Origin of the sequence: Streptomyces sp. NPDC006235 (genome assembly GCF_040613735.1) — a bacterium.
Classification (GTDB): Bacteria; Actinomycetota; Actinomycetes; order Streptomycetales; family Streptomycetaceae; genus Streptomyces.
Window position 1 is genome coordinate 330468 of the sequence record NZ_JBEXSR010000006.1, and the last position, 19621, is coordinate 350088.

The window sequence follows — 19621 nt, forward strand, 5'->3', positions numbered from 1 at the left end:
AGCGGCCGGAAAGGGGAGTTGGGGGTTCCGGTGTCCTGTTCGCACAAGTAACTATGCTCGCAGAGCAGTTCACGCTGCAACCATCTGCCTGATAATTTCAGAAGGAAGGTATCGCTGCTCCGGGCCGCTTGGCGGAACGATCAACTCCCTGCCACGCTTGCGCCGGTGACGACCCCTCGGGAGGCACGGCGTGAGCGACGCGCGATCAGGCACCGGCGCCGGCGCGCCCACCGTTCTCCGCATGATCCTGGGACGCCGCCTCCAGGAGGCCCGGCAGACCGCGGGCCTCTCCCTCGACGCCGCCGCCAAGGCCCTGCGCGTCACACCGCTGACCATCCGCCGCCTGGAGAAGGCCGAGGTCGGCCTGAAGATCCTCTACGTCGAGAAGCTGCTCCAGACCTACGGGGCGGAGCAGCAGGAGATCGACGAGTTCGTCACCCTGGCCGAGCGGGCCAACGAGCCCGGCTGGTGGCACCCGTACCGCGATGTGATGCCGTCCTGGTTCACCGCCTACGTGAGTCTGGAGACCGGCGCGAAAACCCTGCGCACCTATGAGCCGCAGTACGTCACGGGCCTGCTCCAGACACCCGGGTACGCGCGTGCCGTGCTGCGCGGAGGCTTCCCGAACGACAACGACGAGGACCTGCAGCGGCGCGTGGAGCTGCGGCTGCGCCGCCAGAGCCTGCTCACCAAGCCGGACGCGCCCACGCTGTGGGTGGTGATGGAGGAGGCCGTGCTGCACCGGGTGGTGGGCGGCCCCGAGGTGATGCGCGAGCAGATCGACCGGCTCCTGGAAACCTCCGAGCTGGACCACGTCAGCGTCGACATCGTGCCGTTCGACGCGGCCGCCCACGTCGGGGCGTGCGCGCCCTTCACCTACTTCCGGTTCGAGGAGCGGGAGCTGCCCGACATCGTCTACAGCGAGATCCTCTCCGCCTCCGTCTACCTCGACCAGCGCGCCGACGTCGTGGCCCATCTGGAGGCCCACAACCGGCTGTCGCTGAAGACCTCGTCCGCGGACAGCAAGGCGCTGTTGCACCGCATGCGGAAGGAGTACTCATGACCATCGCCGAGGGCACCGTCTACAACGGGATGCCCGCGTCGGACCTCGGGGAACAGGGCTGGGAACGTCCGTGGAGCGGCCCCAACGGGGGCCAGTGCGTGGAGACCAAGCAACTGGCCGACGGCCGCGTGGCGGTCCGCCAGTCGGCCGATCCCGCAGGTCCCGCGCTGATCTACACGCCCGAGGAGATCACCGCGTTCGTCGCGGGGGTCAAGCAGGGCCTCGCCGACCATCTCACGGCCCACTCGGCCCACTCGGCCCACTCGGCCCACTGACCCCCACTGAGCCCCCACCGAGCCGGACTCGCACCACCCCCCCACGAGAGGCACCCCCATGAGCAACTCGCAGGCCGCGCGGGACATCGACACCAGCAGGCCGCACTCCGCCCGCATGTACGACTACTACCTCGGCGGCAAGGACCACTTCGAGGTCGACAAGCAGGCGGCCGAGCGGGTCGCCGAGGCCTACCCCGCCATCTTCGTCTGCGCCCGCGAGAACCGGGCCTTCATGCACCGCGCCACCCGCGTCCTCGCTCGCGAGCACGGCATCCGCCAGTGGCTGGACATCGGCACCGGCATCCCCACCGAGCCCAACCTGCACCAGGTGGCCCAGTCCGTGGTCCCCGACGCCCGCGTGGTCTACGCCGACAACGACCCGCTCGTCCTCAAGTACGCCGAGCGCCTGATGCGCAGCACGTCCGAGGGCCGGACGACGTACATAGAGGCGGACGTCAACGACCCACAGACGCTGCTGACCGCACCCGAACTGGCCGAGGTCCTGGACCTGAGCCGCCCGGTCGCGCTCTCCCTCAACGCCCTGATGCACTTCGTCACCGACGCCCAGGACCCGTACGGCATCGTGCGCCGCCTGCTGGACGTCCTGCCCTCCGGCAGCGCCCTGGCGCTGAGCCACTGCACGCCCGACTTCGACCCGGCGACCTGGCAGAAGGTCACCGACATCTACACCTCGGCCGGGACGCCCGTGCAGTTCCGCTCCCGGGCGGACGTCGCCCGCTTCTTCGACGGCCTGGAGCTGCTCGACCCCGGCGTCACCGTGGGCCACCGCTGGCGGCCCGACGCCACCGACGGCGACGCCCCGACGGACGCCGAGGTCAGCCTGTGGACCGGGGTGGGCATCAAGCCGTAGTCCCCGCCGCCTGGGCCCGCAGCACTTCCCGGTACCAGCCGTACGACGACTTCGGGGTCCGCTGAAGGGTCTCGAAGTCGACGTGGACCAGGCCGAAGCGGCGTGCGTAGCCCTCCGCCCACTCGAAGTTGTCGAGCAGGGACCACACGAAGTAGCCGCGCACGTCGACACCCGCCTCCAGTGCCCGGTGCAGGGCCCGGAGGTGGCCGTCCAGGTAGGTGATGCGGTCCTGGTCGTCGATGTCCGGGTAGGAGCAGCCGTTCTCCGTGATGACGACGGGCGGGAGCCGGTCGCCGTAGCGGTCCCGGAAGGTGGTGAGGAGCTCGGTCAGGCCCTCGGGCACCACCGGCCAGCCGAAGTCGGTGACCGGGTGGCCCGTGATCTCCCGGACCGCGAAGGGGAGTTCGGCGGGCATGGCGACACCGCCGAAGGTGATGTCGGTACCCTGCGGGGCGCCCACCCGCGTCGGCGCGTAGTAGTTGACGCCGTACCAGTCGAGCGGCTCGGCGATCACCTCCAGGTCGGCCTCGACGTCCCCGGGCATCAGCTCGCCGATGCCGTCCGGGTACCGGCCCAGCAGCAGCGGGTCCGCGAACAGGCGGTTCAGGAGCACGTCGTAGAACTCGGCCGCCTCCACGTCCTCCGCCTCCGTCGACGCCGCCCAGGTCGGGCCGTGCGAGTTGGCGATGCCGATGTCCGTGGCGCCCGAGGCGCGCAGGGCGCGTACGGCCAGGCCGTGGGCCAGCAGCTGGTGGTGGGCGGCCGGGAGCGCGTCGAACAGCAGCTGCCTGCCCGGCGCGTGCACGCCCAGGGCGTGGCCCAGCAGGGTGTGTTCGGCGGGCTCGTTCAGAGTGATCCACTTGGTCACCCGGTCCCCGAGGCGGCCGGCGACCTGCGAGACGTACTCGGCGAAGCGCGCGGCCGTGTCCCTCTGCAGCCAGTCCAGGTCCGTCGGCAGGTCCCAGTGGAACAGGGTCGGCACCGGGCGGACGCCCGCCGCGCACAGGTCGTCCACCAGCCGGTCGTAGAAGTCCAGGCCCTTCTCGGAGCGCACGCGTGGCCAGGAGACCGAGAAGCGGTAGGCGTTCACGCCGAGGCCGGCCAGCAGGGCCACGTCCTCGCGGTGGCGGTGGAAGTGGTCGCAGGCCACCGCCGCCGTCGAGCCGTCCTTCACCCGGCCCGGCTCGGCCGTGAAGGCGTCCCACACGGACGGCTCGCGCTCGTCCGCGGCCCCCTCGATCTGGTGCGCCGAGGTCGACACGCCCCAGAGGAAGCCGGCCGGGAAGCGGGGGATCGGATTGCCTGCGTCAGTCGCCATGCGCTGGATCATCCGTACCGCCGGTAACGGAAGTCAACAGGCCGCTGCGGAAGAGCTGTTACGCACCTTCCTTCAGCACCCGCGAGATCAGCTTCCGCTGTTCGTCCGTCAGTCGCGGGTCGGCCGCGTACACCGTCTTCCCGTCCACGGTGATCTGGTAGCTGAACCCGTCCGGAACCCCGATCGGCGGCGTGTGCCGGCCGGCGGCGACCGCCTGCTCGGCCAGTGCGTGCCATTCGGGGGCATCGGGGCGGCCGGAGGTGTCCACCTCGGCATGCCGCTCGATGCCCGCGAACCCGCCCGTGCGCCTCACCTGAATACGCATGGCACCTGTCTAGTACGGAACTACAGGGTCCGCACCCCGACCTGCTCCCAGGCCTTCGACACGGCGTCCAGTTCCTTCCCGTCGCCGAACCGCTCCCGCGCGGCCTTGACGGTGAGCGTGGCGAAGTCGGCGAACATCGCCTGCTGCTTCAGCTCGCCGCCGGTCAGCACGTCGTACCAGATCAGCCCCGCCCGCTCCCAGGCGTGGCCGCCGAGGGCCGTGGCCGCCAGGTAGAAGGCGTGGTTCGGGATGCCCGAATTGATGTGGACGCCGCCGTTGTCGCGGCCGGTGCGGACGAAGTCGTCCATCGTCGCCGGCTGCGGATCCTTGCCCAGGACGTCGTCGTCGTAGGCCGTGCCCGGCTCCTTCATGGAGCGCAGCGCCTTGCCCGTCACCCGCGGGGCGAGCAGGCCCGCGCCGATCAGCCAGTCGGCCTCGGCGGCGGTCTGGCCGAGCGTGTACTGCTTGATCAGCGAGCCGAAGACGTCCGACACGGACTCGTTCAGCGCGCCGGGCTGGCCGAAGTAGGTGAGGTTGGCGGTGTACTGCGTGACGCCATGGACGAGTTCGTGGCCGATGACGTCGATCGGGATGGTGAAGTCGAGGAAGATCTCGCCGTCCCCGTCGCCGAAGACCATCTGCTCGCCGTTCCAGAAGGCGTTGTTGTACTCGCGGTCGTAGTGCACGGTCGCGTTCAGCGGAAGGCCGTTGCCGTCGATCGAGTCGCGCTGGTACGCCTTCAGCAGCAGCTCGAAGGTGGCGCCGAGGCCGGCGTAGGCGCGGTTGACGGTGGCGTCCTTGCCGGGCTTGTCGCCCTCGCCCCGCACCTTGTGCCCGGGCAGGTCCGTGCCGTGCCGGGCGTCGTGGACCGTGCGGTGCGGCTTGGCCGGCTCGGTTCCGGCGGGCGAGGCCACGGACGGGGCGCCGACGACCGTGGTCAGCCGGCGATGGGTGCGCTCCAGGGCGTCGCGCTCCAGGGTCCGGCGGGCGGGCCCGGCGAGCGCGGGGTCCTCGGCCTGGGCGAGCTTGTCGAGGACATGCGGTGGAACGATGGTGCAGAAGACGGGCTCGAAGCCCCCGTGAGTCGTCATGCCCGGCACCCTTGCACTGCGTGACGATACTGTCACTAGTCGCCACCATGATTGGTGAAATACCGGGACAAGGGCCCTCACGCTCCGTGGTGAAGTGGTATAGCGCACTTTTTGTCCCGTATGCGCGCCCGGTCCCGCATACTGATACGGACCCGCGCACCCGGAGGGCCTCGGCTAGCATGCTGCGCATCATGCGTTTCGGGCTGCTTCTCCTTAGCTGCCGCGGCGAGGGCCTGTAGTCGAGGCCGACTCCCTCCCCGCGGAGCTTGGTGCTGCGTCGTCGGCCGTCCTTCCGGACACTCTGAGGAGCCCCCGCATCATGGCGAACCGCCAGCAGCCCAGTTCCATGCCGATCCACAAGTACGGCCGCTACGAGCAGGTCGACATCCCGGACCGCACCTGGCCGGACCAGCGCATCACCACCGCCCCCCGCTGGCTCTCCACGGACCTGCGCGACGGCAACCAGGCCCTGATCGACCCCATGTCGCCCGCCCGCAAGCGCGCGATGTTCGACCTGCTGGTCAAGATGGGCTACAAGGAGATCGAGGTCGGCTTCCCGGCGTCGGGCCAGACGGACTTCGACTTCGTACGCTCCATCATCGAGGAGCCCGGGGCCATCCCCGACGACGTCACCATCTCCGTACTGACCCAGGCCCGCGAGGACCTGATCGAGCGCACGGTGGAGTCGCTGAAGGGCGCCAAGCGCGCCACCGTCCACCTCTACAACGCCACCGCCCCCGTCTTCCGCCGGGTCGTCTTCCGGGGCTCCAAGGACGACATCAAGCAGATCGCCGTCGACGGCACGCGGCTGGTCATGGAGTACGCGGAGAAGCTGCTGGGCCCGGAGACCGAGTTCGGCTACCAGTACAGCCCCGAGATCTTCACGGACACCGAGCTGGACTTCGCGCTGGAGGTCTGCGAGGCGGTCATGGACGTCTGGCAGCCCGGCCCGGGCCGCGAGATCATCCTCAACCTGCCCGCCACGGTGGAGCGTTCGACCCCCTCGACCCACGCCGACCGCTTCGAGTGGATGGGCCGCAACCTCTCCCGCCGCGAGTACGTCTGCCTGTCGATCCACCCGCACAACGACCGCGGCACGGCCGTCGCCGCCGCCGAGCTGGCCCTGATGGCCGGTGCCGACCGCGTCGAGGGCTGCCTGTTCGGGCAGGGCGAGCGCACCGGCAACGTCGACCTGGTCACCCTGGGCATGAACCTCTTCTCCCAGGGCGTCGACCCGCAGATCGACTTCTCCGACATCGACGAGATCCGTCGCACGTGGGAGTACTGCAACCAGATGGAGGTCCACCCGCGCCACCCGTACGTGGGCGACCTGGTCTACACGTCCTTCTCCGGGTCCCACCAGGACGCCATCAAGAAGGGCTTCGACGCGATGGAGGCCGACGCGGCCGCCAAGGGCGTCACCGTCGACGACATCGAGTGGGCGGTCCCGTACCTGCCGATCGACCCCAAGGACGTCGGCCGCTCCTACGAGGCCGTCATCCGGGTCAACTCGCAGTCCGGCAAGGGCGGTATCGCGTACGTCCTGAAGAACGACCACAAGCTGGAACTGCCCCGCCGGATGCAGATCGAGTTCTCGAAGATCATCCAGGCGAAGACGGACGCCGAGGGCGGAGAGGTCACGCCGAAGGACATCTGGGCGACCTTCCGGGACGAGTACCTGCCCAACCCCGAGAACCCGTGGGGCCGGATCCAGGTCAAGAACAACCAGTCGACGACCGACACCGACGGCGTGGACACGCTGACGGTGGAGGCCACGGTCGACGGCCAGGACACCGTCCTGACCGGCTCCGGCAACGGACCGATCTCGGCCTTCTTCGACGCGCTCCAGTCCGTCGGCATCGACGTACGCCTGCTGGACTACCAGGAGCACACGATGAGCGAGGGCGCCTCCGCGCAGGCCGCCTCCTACATCGAATGCGCGATCGACGACAAGGTCCTGTGGGGGATCGGAATCGACGCGAACACCACGCGGGCCTCGCTGAAGGCGGTCGTCTCGGCCGTCAACCGCGCGACGCGCTGACCAGCCCCGTAGGCGGTTTGAGGGCTCCGTCCGCTGATGTCCGGCGGTCGGAGCCCCGTCGCATACCGGCCAATCCCTGTGAGGGTCACGGAAAGGTCTCCTCCGGGGTACTGACTCCTCCTCACGGATGTGGCTAACATCACGCAAGCGCGGCGACGCTGCCGTGCGGCGTGACGGAGGTGCGACGTGCTGCCAGGACGGGTACGAAACGGCCGTGCCGCCAGGTTCTCGAGCATCCTGGGCACCCGTACCGCGTGGACGCCCGCCGGTGACGGGGAGTTCTTCTGCCCCGGCTGCGGCGGCGACCGCAACTACCAGCGGCTGACCGGACAACGCCGCTTCACCCTGCTCGGTCTGCCCGTGCTGCCGCGCGGCGAGACCGGCCCGGTCGTGGAGTGCGCCGCCTGCCGCCGCCACTTCGGCACGGAGGCCCTCGACCACCCGACCACCACCCGCTTCTCCGCGATGCTCCGCGACGCCGTGCACACCGTCGCCCTGGCCGTGCTGGCCGCGGGCGGCGCCGGTTCCCGTACGGCGCTGGAGTCCGCGGTGCTCGCCGTGCGCGCGGCCGGCTTCGACGACTGCACGGAGGAGCAACTCGCCGCCCTCGTGGAGGCGCTGGAGGCGGACACCGGCCGGATCACCGGGGAGCCTTGCGGTGCGGGGCTGGCCATAGAGCTGCACGAGGCGCTGGACCCGCTCGCCCCGCACCTCGCCACGGTCGGCCGCGAATCGATCCTGCTGCAGGGGGCGCGCATCGCCCTGGCGGACGGGCCCTACACACCGGCCGAGCGGGACGTGCTCGCGACGGTGGGGGCGGCGCTCACCATCTGCTCGGACGACGTGACACGGGTCCTGGCGGCGGCGGCGCGTACGCCGTCGTAGAGCGGGGGCCCTTCCCCAGCCGCCTGGAGGCCGTTACTCCCCGAGGAGTAATCCGCCGCCTGAACCGCCCTGTGCAGTACCCCCCGACTCGGCCTCGGGCCCGACGAATCGGCCCCCGTGTGCCGGGAGTCTGGAGACCGTTCCAGACACCCGGACCGGAGGGAGCCCGAACAGTGGGGGACACAAGGACAGCGGGGGACACGAGGAATACCGCACGGCGGCGAGCCGTGCCCTGGGCGGTGGTCGGGCTGTGGCTCGCCGCCCTCGTACTGCTCGGGCCGCTCGCCGGGAAGTTCGCCGGCATCCAGCAGAACCGCGCGGTCGACTACCTGCCCGACAGCGCCGACTCCACGCAGGTGGCACGGATCCAGGACCGGCTCCCGGGAGGCGAGTCCACCGACCTGGTGCTCGTGTACCACCGGGACGGCGGTCTGACCGACGCCGACCGGCGCACGGCCGCCGAGCAGGTCGCCGAGGTGCGTGGCGCCTACGACCTGACCGGCGAACCGCGGGGTGTGCCGTCCGAGGACGGCTCCACCCTGATGTACCCGGTCTCCAGCACCCAGCCGGGCCAGGACGAGGAGGCCCGGAACGCCTTCGTGGACGGCGTACGGGAGGTCGCCGAGGGCGGCGGCGGGCTGAGCGTCGAGGTCGGCGGGCCCGGGGCGCTCAACACCGACATGGGCAAGGTGTTTGAGACGATCGACGGCACCCTGCTGCTGGCCACGCTCGCCGTCGTCACGGTCCTGCTGATCCTGATCTACCGCAGCCCGTTCCTGTGGCTGGTCCCGCTCGCCGTCGCGGGCGTGGCCGCGGCCGTGTCGATGGCCGCCGGGTACGGACTCCACGAACTGTTCGACGTCACCGTCACCGGCCAGAGCGGCGGCGTGATGACCGTGCTCGTCCTCGGCGCCGGCACCGACTACGCGCTGCTGCTCATCGCCCGCTACCGCGAGGAACTGCGGCGCCACGAGCGGCCGTACGACGCCATGCGCACCGCCCTGCGCGGTTGCGGGCCCGCGATCCTCGCCTCCTCCGGGACCGTCGCGGCGGGGCTGCTGTGCCTGCTCGCCGCCGACCTCAACAGCAGCAGAGGCATGGGCCCGGTCGGCATGGTCGGGGTGCTCGCCGCGCTGGTCGCCATGACGACCCTGCTGCCCGCCGTGCTGGTGCTGCTCGGACGGCGGGTCTTCTGGCCGCTGATCCCCGCGTTCGGCAGCGAGCCGAAGGCCCGCCGGTCGCTGTTCGCCGCGATGGGGACCTCGGCGACGCGCCGGCCCGTGACCGTGCTCGTGGGTGGGGGCGTACTGCTCGGTGCGCTCGCCCTCGGCACGCTGAACCTGTCCGGCAGCATCAAGCAGGAGGACTCCTTCACGGAACGGCCCGAGTCGATCAGCGCGATGCGGACGCTGGCGCGGGAGTATCCGGAGCGCAGCAGCCGGCCCCTCACCGTCATCGCCCCGGCCGACCGGGCCGACGGGGTCCTGGACCGGGCCCGTGCGACGGACGAAGTCGCCGAAGTGGCCCCGGGGCGCAGCGGCTCGGGCTGGACCGAGATCGCCGTCTTCACCACGGCCGCCCCCGAGACACCGGCCGAAACCCGCACCATCGAGGCCCTGCGCGCCGGGCTCGACCCCGAGGGCGCCTACGTCGGCGGGCCCAGCGCGCAGCAGATCGACCTGGCCGACAGTGAGTCCCGGGACCGGAAGGTGATCGTGCCGCTGGTGCTGGCCGCCGTGTTCGTCATCCTGGTCGGGCTGTTGCGCGGTCTTGTCGCGCCGTTGCTGCTGCTGGCGGCCGTGGTGGCGGTGTGGGGCGCGGCCCTCGGCATCGGGGGGCTGGTGTTCGAGCCGGTGTTCGGGTTCGGTGGTACGGATCCTGGGCTCGGGTTGCTGTCGTTCGTGTTCCTGGTTGCCCTTGGCGTGGACTACGGCATCTTTCTGATGCATCGAATGCGGGAGGAGTCGGTAAAGGGGGCGGAGCCGGAGGCTGCGGCGCTGACCGCTCTGCGGACGACCGGCGGGGTCATCGCGTCCGCGGGTGTCGTACTCGCGGCCACGTTCGCTGTGCTGACGACGCTGCCGTTGGTCGGGCTTGTCGAGCTCGGGTTCGTCATCGCGGTCGGGGTGCTGCTGGATACGTTTCTTGTGAGGACGTATCTGGTGACGACGGCGAGTGTGGTGCTGCGGCGGAGGGTCTGGTGGCCGGGGAGGCTCTCGCGTGCACCGGAGCTGCCTGTCGTTGCTGAGGGCGGGGGGTTGCGCAGCCCGGCGGAGCGGGGTGCCGCTGCGCCCACCCGTGCCGCCCCTGGCGGCACGACTGCCCGCAGCTAGGTTCTTTGTGGCCGAGGATGGTGTCCGTGCAGGTGCCCACCACAGGTAATCGGGTCATGGCGGTGATCAACCGTGATCCGCTGACCGCTCCGCACGCCGTGCGCAACGACGCGCTGCTCGCCGTTCTGACGGCCGCGCTCGCCGTCGTCCTCGCGCTGTTCGTCGACGACGGCCGCAGGCCCGACGCGCTCGGCTGGGCCCTGCTGCTCGTCTCCCACGTGCCGCTGGTGTGGCGCCGGCGCCGCCCCGTGCTCGTCCTGCTCGCCGTGGTGGCCTGCGTCGTCCCCTACCACTTCCTCGACTACCCGCACACCGCGGCCACCCAGGCCGCGTACGTCGCCCTCTACACCGTCGCCGTCACCGGCCGGCCGCTGCGCACCGCCCTGGTCGGCGTCGGCGTCATCACCCTGTCGGTGAGCGTGATGCTCACCATCAGCGCCCACGAGGCGCTGGGGCTGCTGAAGGCATCCGGCTGGGTCGTCGCCGTGCTGTTCCTCGGCGTCGACGTGCGTTTCTACCGCCAGTACGTCGCCTCCATCGTGGAACGCGCCGAACGTGCCGAGCGCACCCGCGAGGAGGAGGCCCGGCGGCGGGTCGCCGAGGAGCGGCTGCGGATCGCCCGGGACCTGCACGACCTGCTCGCCCACAGCATCACCCTCATCGGCGTGCAGACCTCGGTCGCCGCCCACGTGCTGTCCGCCGACCCCGAGCGGCTCGACCGGGAGACGGTGGCCAAGGCGCTGGACGACATCGCCGAGACCTGTCGCAGTGCCCGGGGCGAACTCCGTACGACACTGGAGGTGCTGCGCGAGCACGATGCCCCGGACGTCCGCGGCCCGCTGCCCGGCCTGGACGGTCTGACCGACCTGGCGGAGGCCGCGCGGCTCGCCGGTGCCCGGGTCGAGCAGAGCGTCCGGGTACGGCAGGCACCGCCCGCCGTCGGTGCCGCCGCCTACCGCATCGTGCAGGAGGCGCTGACCAACGCGGTACGGCATGCCGGACCTGAACCGGCCGTCCGCGTCGAACTGGACGAGCGGCAGGGCGCCCTGCACCTGACGGTCAGCGACGACGGCACCGGACCGGCACCGGGCGGCACCCCGGGGTTCGGGCTCGTCGGAATGCGGGAGCGGGCGCGCAGCGTCGGTGGCACACTCGACGCCGGACCGCGCACCGGGGGCGGGTTCGAGGTGACCGCGGTCCTGCCGCTGACGACGGGGGAGATGGCCGGATGACCATCACAGTGCTGCTCGCGGACGACCAGACGCTGGTACGGGAGGCGTTCGCGATGCTCGTGGAGTCGGCCCGGGACATGGAGGTCGTCGGGCAGGCCGCCACCGGCCGGCAGGCCGTGCGGCTGGCCCGCAGCGAGCGCCCCGACCTCGTGGTGATGGACATCCGCATGCCCGACCTGGACGGCATCGAGGCGACCCGGCTCATCGCGGCCGACGAGGACCTCGCGGGCGTCCGGGTCCTGGTCCTCACCACGTACGACACCGACGAGAACATCGTGGACGCCCTGCGCGCCGGCGCCTCCGGGTTCCTGGTGAAGGACACCAGGCCGGCCGAACTCCTCGACGCCATCCGTACGGTCGCGGCCGGGGAGTCCCTGCTGTCGCCCGGGCCCACGGCACGGCTGATCGAGCGGTTCCTGCGCAGCCCCTCGGCACCGGAGACCGGCGGGCCGGAGTGCCTGTCCGGCCGTGAGCGGGAGGTGCTGGCGCTGGTCGCGCGGGGCCTCAACAACACCGAGATAGCCGAGGCGCTGGGTCTGAGCCCGCTGACCGCGAAGACCCACGTCAGCCGCATCATGGGCAAGCTGGCGGCCCGGGACCGGGCGCAGCTGGTCATCGTCGCCTACGAGTCGGGGCTGGTGACGCCGGGGAGCGTCTGACGGGCAGGCAAGGGGGACACGGGTCCGGCCCAGGCTCTAGAGGAGCCCCGCCGCTTCCAGGTACGTCCCGACCCGCTCCACCTCGTCCTGCGACAACGGCACCTGCGGCTCCGCCGTGACCGGGCAGTCGATCACGCCCCGCAGGTGCAGCGCCGCCTTGAAGGCGCCGATCGCCGAGGAGCCGCGGCCCATGCGGGCCGGGTCGCCGACGCCGACCAGGCCGAACAGGGCGCACAGCCGCTCCTGTTCGGCCCGGGCCTCCTTCCACTCCCCGGCGCGGCACAGGCGGTCCAGGCGGGCGTAGCCGTGCGGGTCGACGTTGCCGAGGCCGGGCACGGTGCCGTCCGCGCCGACCGCGAGCGCCGCGTCGACGATCAGCTCGGAGCCGGTCAGCACGCTGAAGCCGCTGATGTCCGGGTGCGCCCTGGCCCCGGTCACGACCTGGCGGAAGGCGGCCAGGTCGCCGCTGGAGTCCTTGAGCGCGGCCAGGACACCGTCGGCGGCCAGCTCCAGGACCACGTCCGCGGGCAGCTTCGTGTGGACGGCGACGGGGATGTCGTAGGCGACCACCGGGACCGGGCTCGCGGCGGCGACCGCGCGGTAGTGGCGGGCGATCTCCGCCGGGTGGGTGCGGGCGTAGAACGGCGCGGTGACGACGACCGCGTCCGCGCCCGCCGCCGTCACCGCCGCGACATGGTCCACGACCCTGGCCGTCGTCATGTCGATCGCCCCGGCCAGCACTGGGAGCTGCCCGCCCGCGTGGCCCGTGACCGACTCGACCACCAGCCTGCGCTGCGCGTCCGTCAGGTACGCCGCCTCCGAGGTCGAGCCGAGCACGAACAGGCCGTGCACCCCGCCGTCCACCAGATGGTCGACCAGCCTGAGCAGCGAGGGGACGTCCACCTCGCGGTCCGGTGTCAGGGGCGTGCAGACGGGCGGGATGACACCGGTCAGCGGGGTGAGGGTCATGAAGCCTCCATCGGGTCGCTCCGGCGGACGAGGTCGCGGGTCGACTCGTCCTCCTGGACAGGATGGTGGCAGCGGAAGCGGTGTGCGGGGGCCGACGCGACCGAGAAGTCCGGCATCACCTCCGCGCACGTCCCGTCCGCCTTCCAGCAGCGCGTGCGGAACGGGCAGCCGCTCGGCGGGCGGGTCGCCGACGGGACGGGGCCGGCCAGCGGGATCGGCTCGATCGGGTTGAGCAGGCCGGGCGTGGCGGAGAACAGGGCGCGGGTGTACGGGTGCCGGGCCCGGTCGGTGACCAGGGCGGCCGGGGACTCCTCGACGATCCGGCCCAGGTACATGGTGATCACGCGGTCGCTCATCCGCCGGACCGTCTGGATGTCGTGGGAGACGAACACCAGGGCCAGTCCCAGGCGTTCCTTCAGGTCCAGCAGCAGATTGAGGATCTGGGCGCGGACCGACACGTCCAGGGCGCTGGTCGGCTCGTCCGCCACGACCAGGTCCGGGTCGAGCGCCAGCGCCCGGGCGATCGCGACGCGCTGCCGCTGCCCACCCGACAACTGGCCGGGCAGGGCGTCGGCGAGGGCCCGGGGGAGACCGACCAGGGACATCAACTCCCGGACTCTCTCGTCACGTTGCCCGCGCGTGCCCCGGTCGTGCACGTCCAGCGGGTCCCGCAGGATCTGCCGTACGGTCAGGCGGCGGTTCAGGGCCGTGGACGGGTCCTGGAAGATCATGCCGGTGCTGCCGCCGACGGTCCGGCGGCGTTCGGCGGGCGGCATCGCCCACAGGTCGCGGCCCCGGAACGACACCGTGCCCCGCGTCGGCCGTTCCACGCCCACGAGCACCTTCGCCAGGGTCGACTTCCCGCAGCCCGACTCGCCCACCACGCCGATGGTCTCGCCGGGCGCGATCGCCAGGTCCGCGCCGGTCAGGGCGTACACCCGGTCGCGGGTGAACAGGCCGCCGCTGCGGGCCTTGTGCACGACATGGGCGTCGGACAGCTCCATCAGCGCGCTCATGACACTGCCTCGGTCTCGGTCGTCGCCGGCTCTACGGCCGGGTGATGACAGGCCACCGTGTGCGCCGGCGTACCGGTCAGAAGGGGGGCCGTCGTCCGGCAGACTCCGCTCGCCCGCGGGCACCGGTCGGCGAACCGGCACCCGGCCGGGAAGTCGGCCGGGGACGGCACGACCCCCTTGATCTGCGTCATCCGCTCCTGCGCCGACTCCAGCGACAGCACGCTGCCGAGCAGGCCGCGCGTGTAGTGGTGGGCCGGGGCCTCCACCAGGTCGGCGGTCACGCCGATCTCGACGATCTGCCCGCCGTACATCACCGCCACCCGGTCGGTGACGTCCGCGACCAGCGCCAGGTCGTGCGAGACGAGGATCAGCGCGAAGCCGAGCTCCTCGCGCAGCCGCAGCAGCAGCTCGATGACCTGGGCCTGCACGGTCACGTCCAGGGCGGTCGTCGGCTCGTCGGCGACGATCAGTTTCGGGTCGCGGGACAGGGCCATGGCGATCAGGACGCGCTGCCGCTGCCCGCCGGACAGTTCGTGCGGGTAGCTGCGCAGGGTGCGCTCGGGGTCGAGGCCGACCATCGTCAGCAACTCGGCGGGTTCGCGCCGCCCGCCGCGCCGGACGACCTGCTTGAGCTGGGCGCGGATCGTCATGGCCGGGTTCAGCGACGACAGCGCGTCCTGGTAGATCATCGCCATCTCGTGGCCGAGGAGCCTGCGGCGTACGCGCATCGGCTCGGCGAGCAGGTCGCGCCCGTCGAACCGGACCTGGCCGCCGACGCGCGCCCCCTTCGGCTGGAGGCCCATGACCGCGAGGGCCGTCAGCGACTTGCCGCAGCCCGACTCACCGACCAGGCCGAGGACTTCACCGGGACGCACCTCGAAGCCGATGCCGTCCACGATGTCGACGCCGCCGTGCCGCTGGTCGAAGCCGATGGTGAGGTTCTCCACCGCCAGCACCGGCTGCCCGTCCCGGGACAACTGACGGGCCCGGGCCCGCAGCCGCCGGGCCGCTTCCGTCAGGCCGGGCAGCTGGACGACCTCCCCGCTGCCGGACTCCGGCGCCTGGAGGCGGTCGTCGTCCTCGGGGACCTCCACCTCGCGCGCCGACGGGGCCGCCCACGCGTCGGACACCCCCTCGGACAGGATGTTCAGCGACAGCACGGTGACCAGCATCAGCAGGCCGGGGAACACGGTCGCCCACCAGCCGCCGGTCAGCACCATGTTCTTGCCGTCCGCGATGACACTGCCCCAGGACGGGTCGGGCGGCCGTACGCCCGCTCCGATGAAGGACAGCGACGCCTCGAAGACGATCGCCTCGGCGACCTGCACCGTGCAGAACACCAGCACCGGCGCGGCACAGTTGATCGCCACGTGCTTCAGCACGATGTGCGGTGTCCGGGCGCCGATGACCCGTTCCGCCGTCACGTAGTCCTCGCCGTACTGGTCGAGGACGTTCGCCCGGACGACCCGGGCCACCGGCGGTGTGAACAGAAACGCGATGGCGCAGATCAGCACCGTGATGCCGCCGCCGAACACGGCCACCAGCACGGCGGCGAGCGCGATGCCCGGGAACGCCATGACGACGTCCAGGCAGCGCATCAGCGTCTCGTCCACCGCCTTGCGGGAGGTCGCGGCGATCGCCCCGAGCAGCGCCCCGGCCACCAGCGCCAGGCCGGTGGCGCCGAGCCCGATCGCCAGCGACCAGCGCGCCCCGTACATCAGCCGGCTGAGGATGTCCCGGCCGAGGCTGTCCTGGCCCATCCAGTGCCCGGCGGAGGGATGCCCGGTGCCGTCGACGTGCGGCTGCTGGTCGAGCGGGTCGTGCGGGGCGAGCAGCGGCGCGAGCAGCGCCAGCAGGACGACGACCGCCAGGAAGCAGACGGCGGCCTTCGACAGCAGCGGCAGCCGCCGCCAGCCGCGCAGCCGCAGGCCGGGCCGGGACAGCGCCTCGGTGAGGCTCTTTCGGGTCATCATGCGGGTCATCACGTGGTCGCATCCCACAGTCGCGGGTTGACCAGCAGGTAGAGGACGTCGATGACGAGGTTCACGACGACGAACCCGGCCGCCGTGGTCAGGACGACGCCCTGGACGACGGCCGGATCGCCGTTCTTCACCGCGTCGATCATCAGCTTCCCCATGCCGGGCAGCGAGAAGATCGTCTCGATGACGACCGCGCCGCCCAGCAGATAGCCGACGCGCAGCCCGAGCACGGTGAGCGGGTTGATGAGCGCGTTCCGTAGCACGTTCCGCCCCACGACCACGTGCGGCGGCAGCCCGCTGCCGATCGCCGTCCGTACGTAGTCCTTGTCGAGTTCCTCGACCACCGCCGTCCGTACGATCCGGGTCAGCTGGGCCGCCACCGGAAGGGAGAGGGCGAGGGCGGGGAGCGTCATGGTCTTCAGCCAGCCGGTGAAGGAGTCGGCCGGGTTGATGTAGCCGCCGGTCGGGAACCAGCCCAGGTCGACCGCCAGGTACTGGATCATCAGCAGCGCCAGCCAGAAGCCGGGCGCCGCGACACCGGTCAGCGACACGACCCGGATGATCTGGTCGGGCAGCCGGTCCCGGTAGATCGCCGCGGTCACGCCGCCCACGAGGGACAGCACGACCGCGACGCCCAGGCCCAGGAAGGTCAGCTGGAGGGTGAGCGGCAGCGCGGTGGTGACCTGGTCGATCACCGGCGCCCGGGTCAGCGCGCTGGTGCCCAGGTCGCCGTGGAGCAGGTCGGCGACGAAGTCGGCGTAGCGCACGGGCAGCGGGTCGAGCAGGCCGTGTTCCTCGCGGAAGTCGTGCAGCTGCTGCGGTGTCGGGTTGGCGCCCTGGAAGAACGCGGACGCCGGGTCGACGTCCGAGAACCGCATCACCAGGAACACGAACAGCACGATGCCGAGCATCAGCGGCACGAGCAGGGCGACGCGGCGGAGCAGGATCCGCAGGACTGCCGTCATGCCGCTAGGCCCACTTGGCCTGGAGGAGGTTGATGCCGGGGTAGGGCTGGGCCCTTATGCCGCTGAGCCGCTTCGGGTCCCAGGCCGTCATCAGCTCGTTGTGGACGACCGGGTAGAGCACGGCCTGTTCGGCGACGACGTCGATGTAGTCCTGGACCATCGCCTTCTTCTTCTCGGGATCCGGCTCCCGGGTGGCCCGGTCCATGTCCCTGAAGAGCGCCTTGGCGACGGGGTCGCCCGCCCACCGCGTGTACTGCATCCACAGGTTCTCGGGCCCGTAGTTGTAGTGCATGATCAGGTCGGCGTCGAGGCCGAACTGGTTGGGGTTCGAGGCGGCGGCGACGACCTGGTAGTCCTGCTTCTGGTCCATCTTCGTGAACACGGCCGTGGTCTCCTGCGGGGACAGGGTCGTCTTCACGCCGATCGCGTCCCAGGAGGCCTTGATGGTGGGCAGGCAGTCGACGATCCAGCTCACGTTCACCGCGAGGATGTCGATGCCCAGCCCCCTGACCCCGGCCTGCTTCAGCAGCGCCTTCGCCTTGTCCGGGTCGTAGTCGTACACGGTCTTGGCCCGGCGGTAGGACGGGTTGCTCTCGTCGAGGAAGGAACTCGACGGCTTCCCATGGCCCTTGAGCGCGACCTCCACCATCTTCTCGGTGTCGATGGCGTAGTGCAGCGCCTGGCGTACGCGCACGTCGTCGAAGGGCTTGTGCCGGGTGTTGAACATCAGGAACAGGTTGTTCATCCCGGCCCCGCCGGCGACGGTCAGCCCGCTGCTCTCCAGCTGCGCGATGTTGGCGTACGGGATGTTGTCCGCGATCTGCGCGCCCGCGCTCGACCCCGAGATCTTCGCGACGCGGGGCGCTGCGTCCACGATCGTCAGCCAGTTCATCTTCCGGAACGCCGGCTTGCGGGGGCCGTTGTAGTCGTCGAAAGCCTCGAAGGTCGTGTTCGACTTCGGGTGGTGCGCGGTCTGCCGGTACGGCCCCGAGCCGATCGCCTTGCCCTTGATGGCGTCGTCCCAGGCACCGGGCTTCGAGAACACGTGCTTCGGCATGATCTTGGCGAGGGTCAGTCGCGAAAGCCCGTCCGGGAAGGGGAACTTGAGTACCAGCTCCACGGTCCGCCCGTCGATCTTCCGGACCTCCTTCAGCCAGCTCGCGAAGAAGCCCTTGGCGAGGGTCTGGGTGTCCGGGTCGAGGATCCGCTCGAAGACAAAGACCACGTCGTCGGCCGTGACCGGCTTGCCGTCGTGGAACTTCGCGCCCGCCCGCAGCGTGAACCTCCAGGACGTGCTGCCCGGGTCCTCCGGCACCTCGGTCGCCAGGGCCGCGTACGGCTCGCGTGAGATCGGGTCGGTGTCGAGCAGACCCTCGTACATGTGGTGGTTGGCGGCCATGCAGAACGCGGACGCCGTCTGGGTGGGATCCCAGCTGCCGTCGTTGCCGTAGCCGATCACCGCCGTCAGCGTCCGGTTCGCCCCGCTGCCGCCGCCACCGGTGTCGTTCGTCGACTCGGGCCCGGACGAACAGGCCGACAGTGACGCGGAGACGGCGGTGGCCGCGCCCAGCGCGCCCGTGTACTTCAGGAAGGTCCGGCGGTGCGGCGCCGGCACGTCAGGGGTCACGTCGCGCACGGGTCCTCCAGCGAGAGGTCTGGGGGGAAGGGACTGGCTGAGGAGATACGACGTCCTACGTCCTGCGGTCAGCGCGACCATAGGAGGGGCCGTGGGGGCGGTCAAGGGATCGCACACGAATGGCGTATCTGCCACAGGTCGGACCAATGACACTACCGACGAGGTGAGTTGACGAGCTATCAGGACGGGTTCGTACCGGGTACCGCCAGAGGTGGGACGTGGGACGTCCCGGGCGCGTACGATGCGGCGCATGTCCGAGGAGCCCAGGACCAGCCGGGTACAACGCCAGGTCGTGCAGCTCATCCTCGACCGCAGACTCACCGCCGGCGCGCCGCTGCCCACCGAGGCCGAACTCATGGCGGACCTCGGCGTCAGCCGCAACTCCGTCCGCGAGGCCCTCAAAGCCCTCCAGGCCCTCGACATCGTCGAGATCAGACACGGCTACGGCACCTACGTCGGCCAGGCCTCCCTCACCCCCCTCGTCGACGGGCTGACCTTCCGCACCCTGGCCCGGCACGACGACGACCCCGGCGCCCTCGCCGAGATCCTCCAGGTCCGCGAGGTACTGGAGGAGGGCCTGATCCGCCGGGTCGCCGCGACGGCCACGGAGGCCGAACTGGACCGGCTGGAGGGCGTGGTGACCTGTATGGAGCGCGCGGGCGGCACGGGGCGCTCCTTCCCGGAGCTGGACCGCGAGTTCCACGAGATCCTGTACGCCTCCCTCGGCAACGCGCTGGTCCCGCAGCTCCTCGGCGCGTTCTGGACGGTCTTCCGCCGGGTCTCCGGCGCCCGCGGCTGGACCGACGACCCGTCCCCCGAGATCACGGTCCGCCGCCACCGCGACATCGTCACCGCCCTGCGCGCCCGCGACGCCGAGGCGGCGCAGCGGGCGATGGCGGTGCACTTCCGGGGGATCGAGGCCCGGGCGGCACAGGAGTCCCGGGGAGTGGGCTGATTCCGCTC

At 71.2% G+C, this 19621-nt stretch carries 17 protein-coding genes; 9 read left to right on the forward strand and 8 right to left on the reverse strand.

The window, feature by feature from the left end:
- Window positions 1-190: 190 nt before the first annotated feature.
- From ABZ192_RS10765 to ABZ192_RS10775, 3 genes are read left to right on the forward strand one after another with little or no spacing between them, the layout of a single operon-like run.
- Window positions 191-1063 (forward strand): helix-turn-helix transcriptional regulator, encoded by an 873-nt coding sequence (locus ABZ192_RS10765; protein ID WP_356924149.1) that lies wholly within the window; start codon window positions 191-193, stop codon window positions 1061-1063.
- Window positions 1060-1338, forward strand: a complete 279-nt coding sequence (locus tag ABZ192_RS10770; RefSeq protein WP_356924150.1) for a DUF397 domain-containing protein — start codon at window positions 1060-1062, stop codon at window positions 1336-1338. Before ABZ192_RS10765 ends, ABZ192_RS10770 begins: the two co-directional genes overlap by 4 nt.
- Window positions 1339-1396: 58 nt before the next feature.
- The gene (locus ABZ192_RS10775) at window positions 1397-2209 is read left to right on the forward strand and encodes an SAM-dependent methyltransferase (protein ID WP_356924151.1); all 813 of its coding nucleotides are present in this window, start codon (window positions 1397-1399) and stop codon (window positions 2207-2209) included.
- Here the strand turns inward: ABZ192_RS10775 and ABZ192_RS10780 are convergent.
- From ABZ192_RS10780 to ABZ192_RS10790, 3 genes are read right to left on the reverse strand one after another with little or no spacing between them, the layout of a single operon-like run.
- Window positions 2199-3527, reverse strand: a complete 1329-nt coding sequence (locus ABZ192_RS10780) for a GH1 family beta-glucosidase (RefSeq protein ID WP_356924152.1) — start codon at window positions 3525-3527, stop codon at window positions 2199-2201. The two genes, ABZ192_RS10775 and ABZ192_RS10780, sit on opposite strands and share 11 nt — an antisense overlap.
- A gap of 58 nt (window positions 3528-3585) precedes the next feature.
- Complete coding sequence (locus tag ABZ192_RS10785; RefSeq protein ID WP_020273176.1) at window positions 3586-3852, reverse strand: protealysin inhibitor emfourin; 267 nt, start codon at window positions 3850-3852, stop codon at window positions 3586-3588.
- Window positions 3853-3872: 20 nt separating this feature from the next.
- A complete protein-coding gene (locus ABZ192_RS10790; RefSeq protein ID WP_356924153.1) occupies window positions 3873-4943 on the reverse strand; it encodes a M4 family metallopeptidase in 1071 nt (356 codons plus the stop codon).
- Between the two features lie 319 nt (window positions 4944-5262).
- Between ABZ192_RS10790 and leuA the strand changes: the two genes are divergently transcribed.
- The 5 genes from leuA (at window position 5263) to ABZ192_RS10815 (ending at window position 12093) form a co-directional block, all read left to right on the forward strand.
- The gene (gene leuA, locus ABZ192_RS10795; RefSeq protein ID WP_356924154.1) at window positions 5263-6984 is read left to right on the forward strand and encodes a 2-isopropylmalate synthase; all 1722 of its coding nucleotides are present in this window, start codon (window positions 5263-5265) and stop codon (window positions 6982-6984) included.
- A gap of 186 nt (window positions 6985-7170) precedes the next feature.
- Entirely contained in the window at window positions 7171-7869 is a 699-nt protein-coding gene (locus ABZ192_RS10800) for a TerB family tellurite resistance protein (protein ID WP_356924155.1), read from the forward strand.
- A 227-nt stretch (window positions 7870-8096) separates the two neighbouring features.
- Window positions 8097-10202: an MMPL family transporter gene (locus tag ABZ192_RS10805; RefSeq protein WP_356924156.1), complete on the forward strand. Its 2106-nt coding sequence runs from the start codon at window positions 8097-8099 to the stop codon at window positions 10200-10202.
- Between the two features lie 17 nt (window positions 10203-10219).
- Entirely contained in the window at window positions 10220-11434 is a 1215-nt protein-coding gene (locus ABZ192_RS10810) for a sensor histidine kinase (protein ID WP_356924157.1), read from the forward strand.
- Entirely contained in the window at window positions 11431-12093 is a 663-nt protein-coding gene (locus ABZ192_RS10815) for a response regulator transcription factor (protein WP_356924158.1), read from the forward strand. Before ABZ192_RS10810 ends, ABZ192_RS10815 begins: the two co-directional genes overlap by 4 nt.
- A 36-nt stretch (window positions 12094-12129) precedes the next feature.
- Here the strand turns inward: ABZ192_RS10815 and ABZ192_RS10820 are convergent, their stop codons facing one another.
- Genes ABZ192_RS10820 through ABZ192_RS10840 form a run of 5 tightly spaced genes read right to left on the reverse strand, consistent with a single transcriptional unit; the run spans window position 12130 to window position 18658 of the window.
- On the reverse strand, window positions 12130-13062 hold the full coding sequence (locus tag ABZ192_RS10820) for a dihydrodipicolinate synthase family protein (RefSeq protein WP_356924159.1): 933 nt from the start codon (window positions 13060-13062) through the stop codon (window positions 12130-12132).
- On the reverse strand, window positions 13059-14078 hold the full coding sequence (locus ABZ192_RS10825; RefSeq protein WP_356924160.1) for an ABC transporter ATP-binding protein: 1020 nt from the start codon (window positions 14076-14078) through the stop codon (window positions 13059-13061). The genes ABZ192_RS10820 and ABZ192_RS10825 overlap by 4 nt, the downstream gene beginning before the upstream one ends.
- Entirely contained in the window at window positions 14075-16051 is a 1977-nt protein-coding gene (locus tag ABZ192_RS10830; RefSeq protein ID WP_356924188.1) for a dipeptide/oligopeptide/nickel ABC transporter permease/ATP-binding protein, read from the reverse strand. The genes ABZ192_RS10825 and ABZ192_RS10830 overlap by 4 nt, the downstream gene beginning before the upstream one ends.
- Window positions 16052-16059: 8 nt before the next feature.
- Window positions 16060-17022, reverse strand: a complete 963-nt coding sequence (locus tag ABZ192_RS10835) for an ABC transporter permease (protein WP_356924161.1) — start codon at window positions 17020-17022, stop codon at window positions 16060-16062.
- A 4-nt stretch (window positions 17023-17026) separates the two neighbouring features.
- Window positions 17027-18658: an ABC transporter substrate-binding protein gene (locus tag ABZ192_RS10840; protein ID WP_356924162.1), complete on the reverse strand. Its 1632-nt coding sequence runs from the start codon at window positions 18656-18658 to the stop codon at window positions 17027-17029.
- A 241-nt stretch (window positions 18659-18899) separates the two neighbouring features.
- Here ABZ192_RS10840 and ABZ192_RS10845 point away from each other — a divergent pair, with 241 nt between their 5' ends.
- Window positions 18900-19613, forward strand: coding sequence for a FadR/GntR family transcriptional regulator (locus tag ABZ192_RS10845; protein WP_356924163.1), 714 nt, complete (start codon window positions 18900-18902; stop codon window positions 19611-19613).
- Window positions 19614-19621 lie beyond the last annotated feature (8 nt).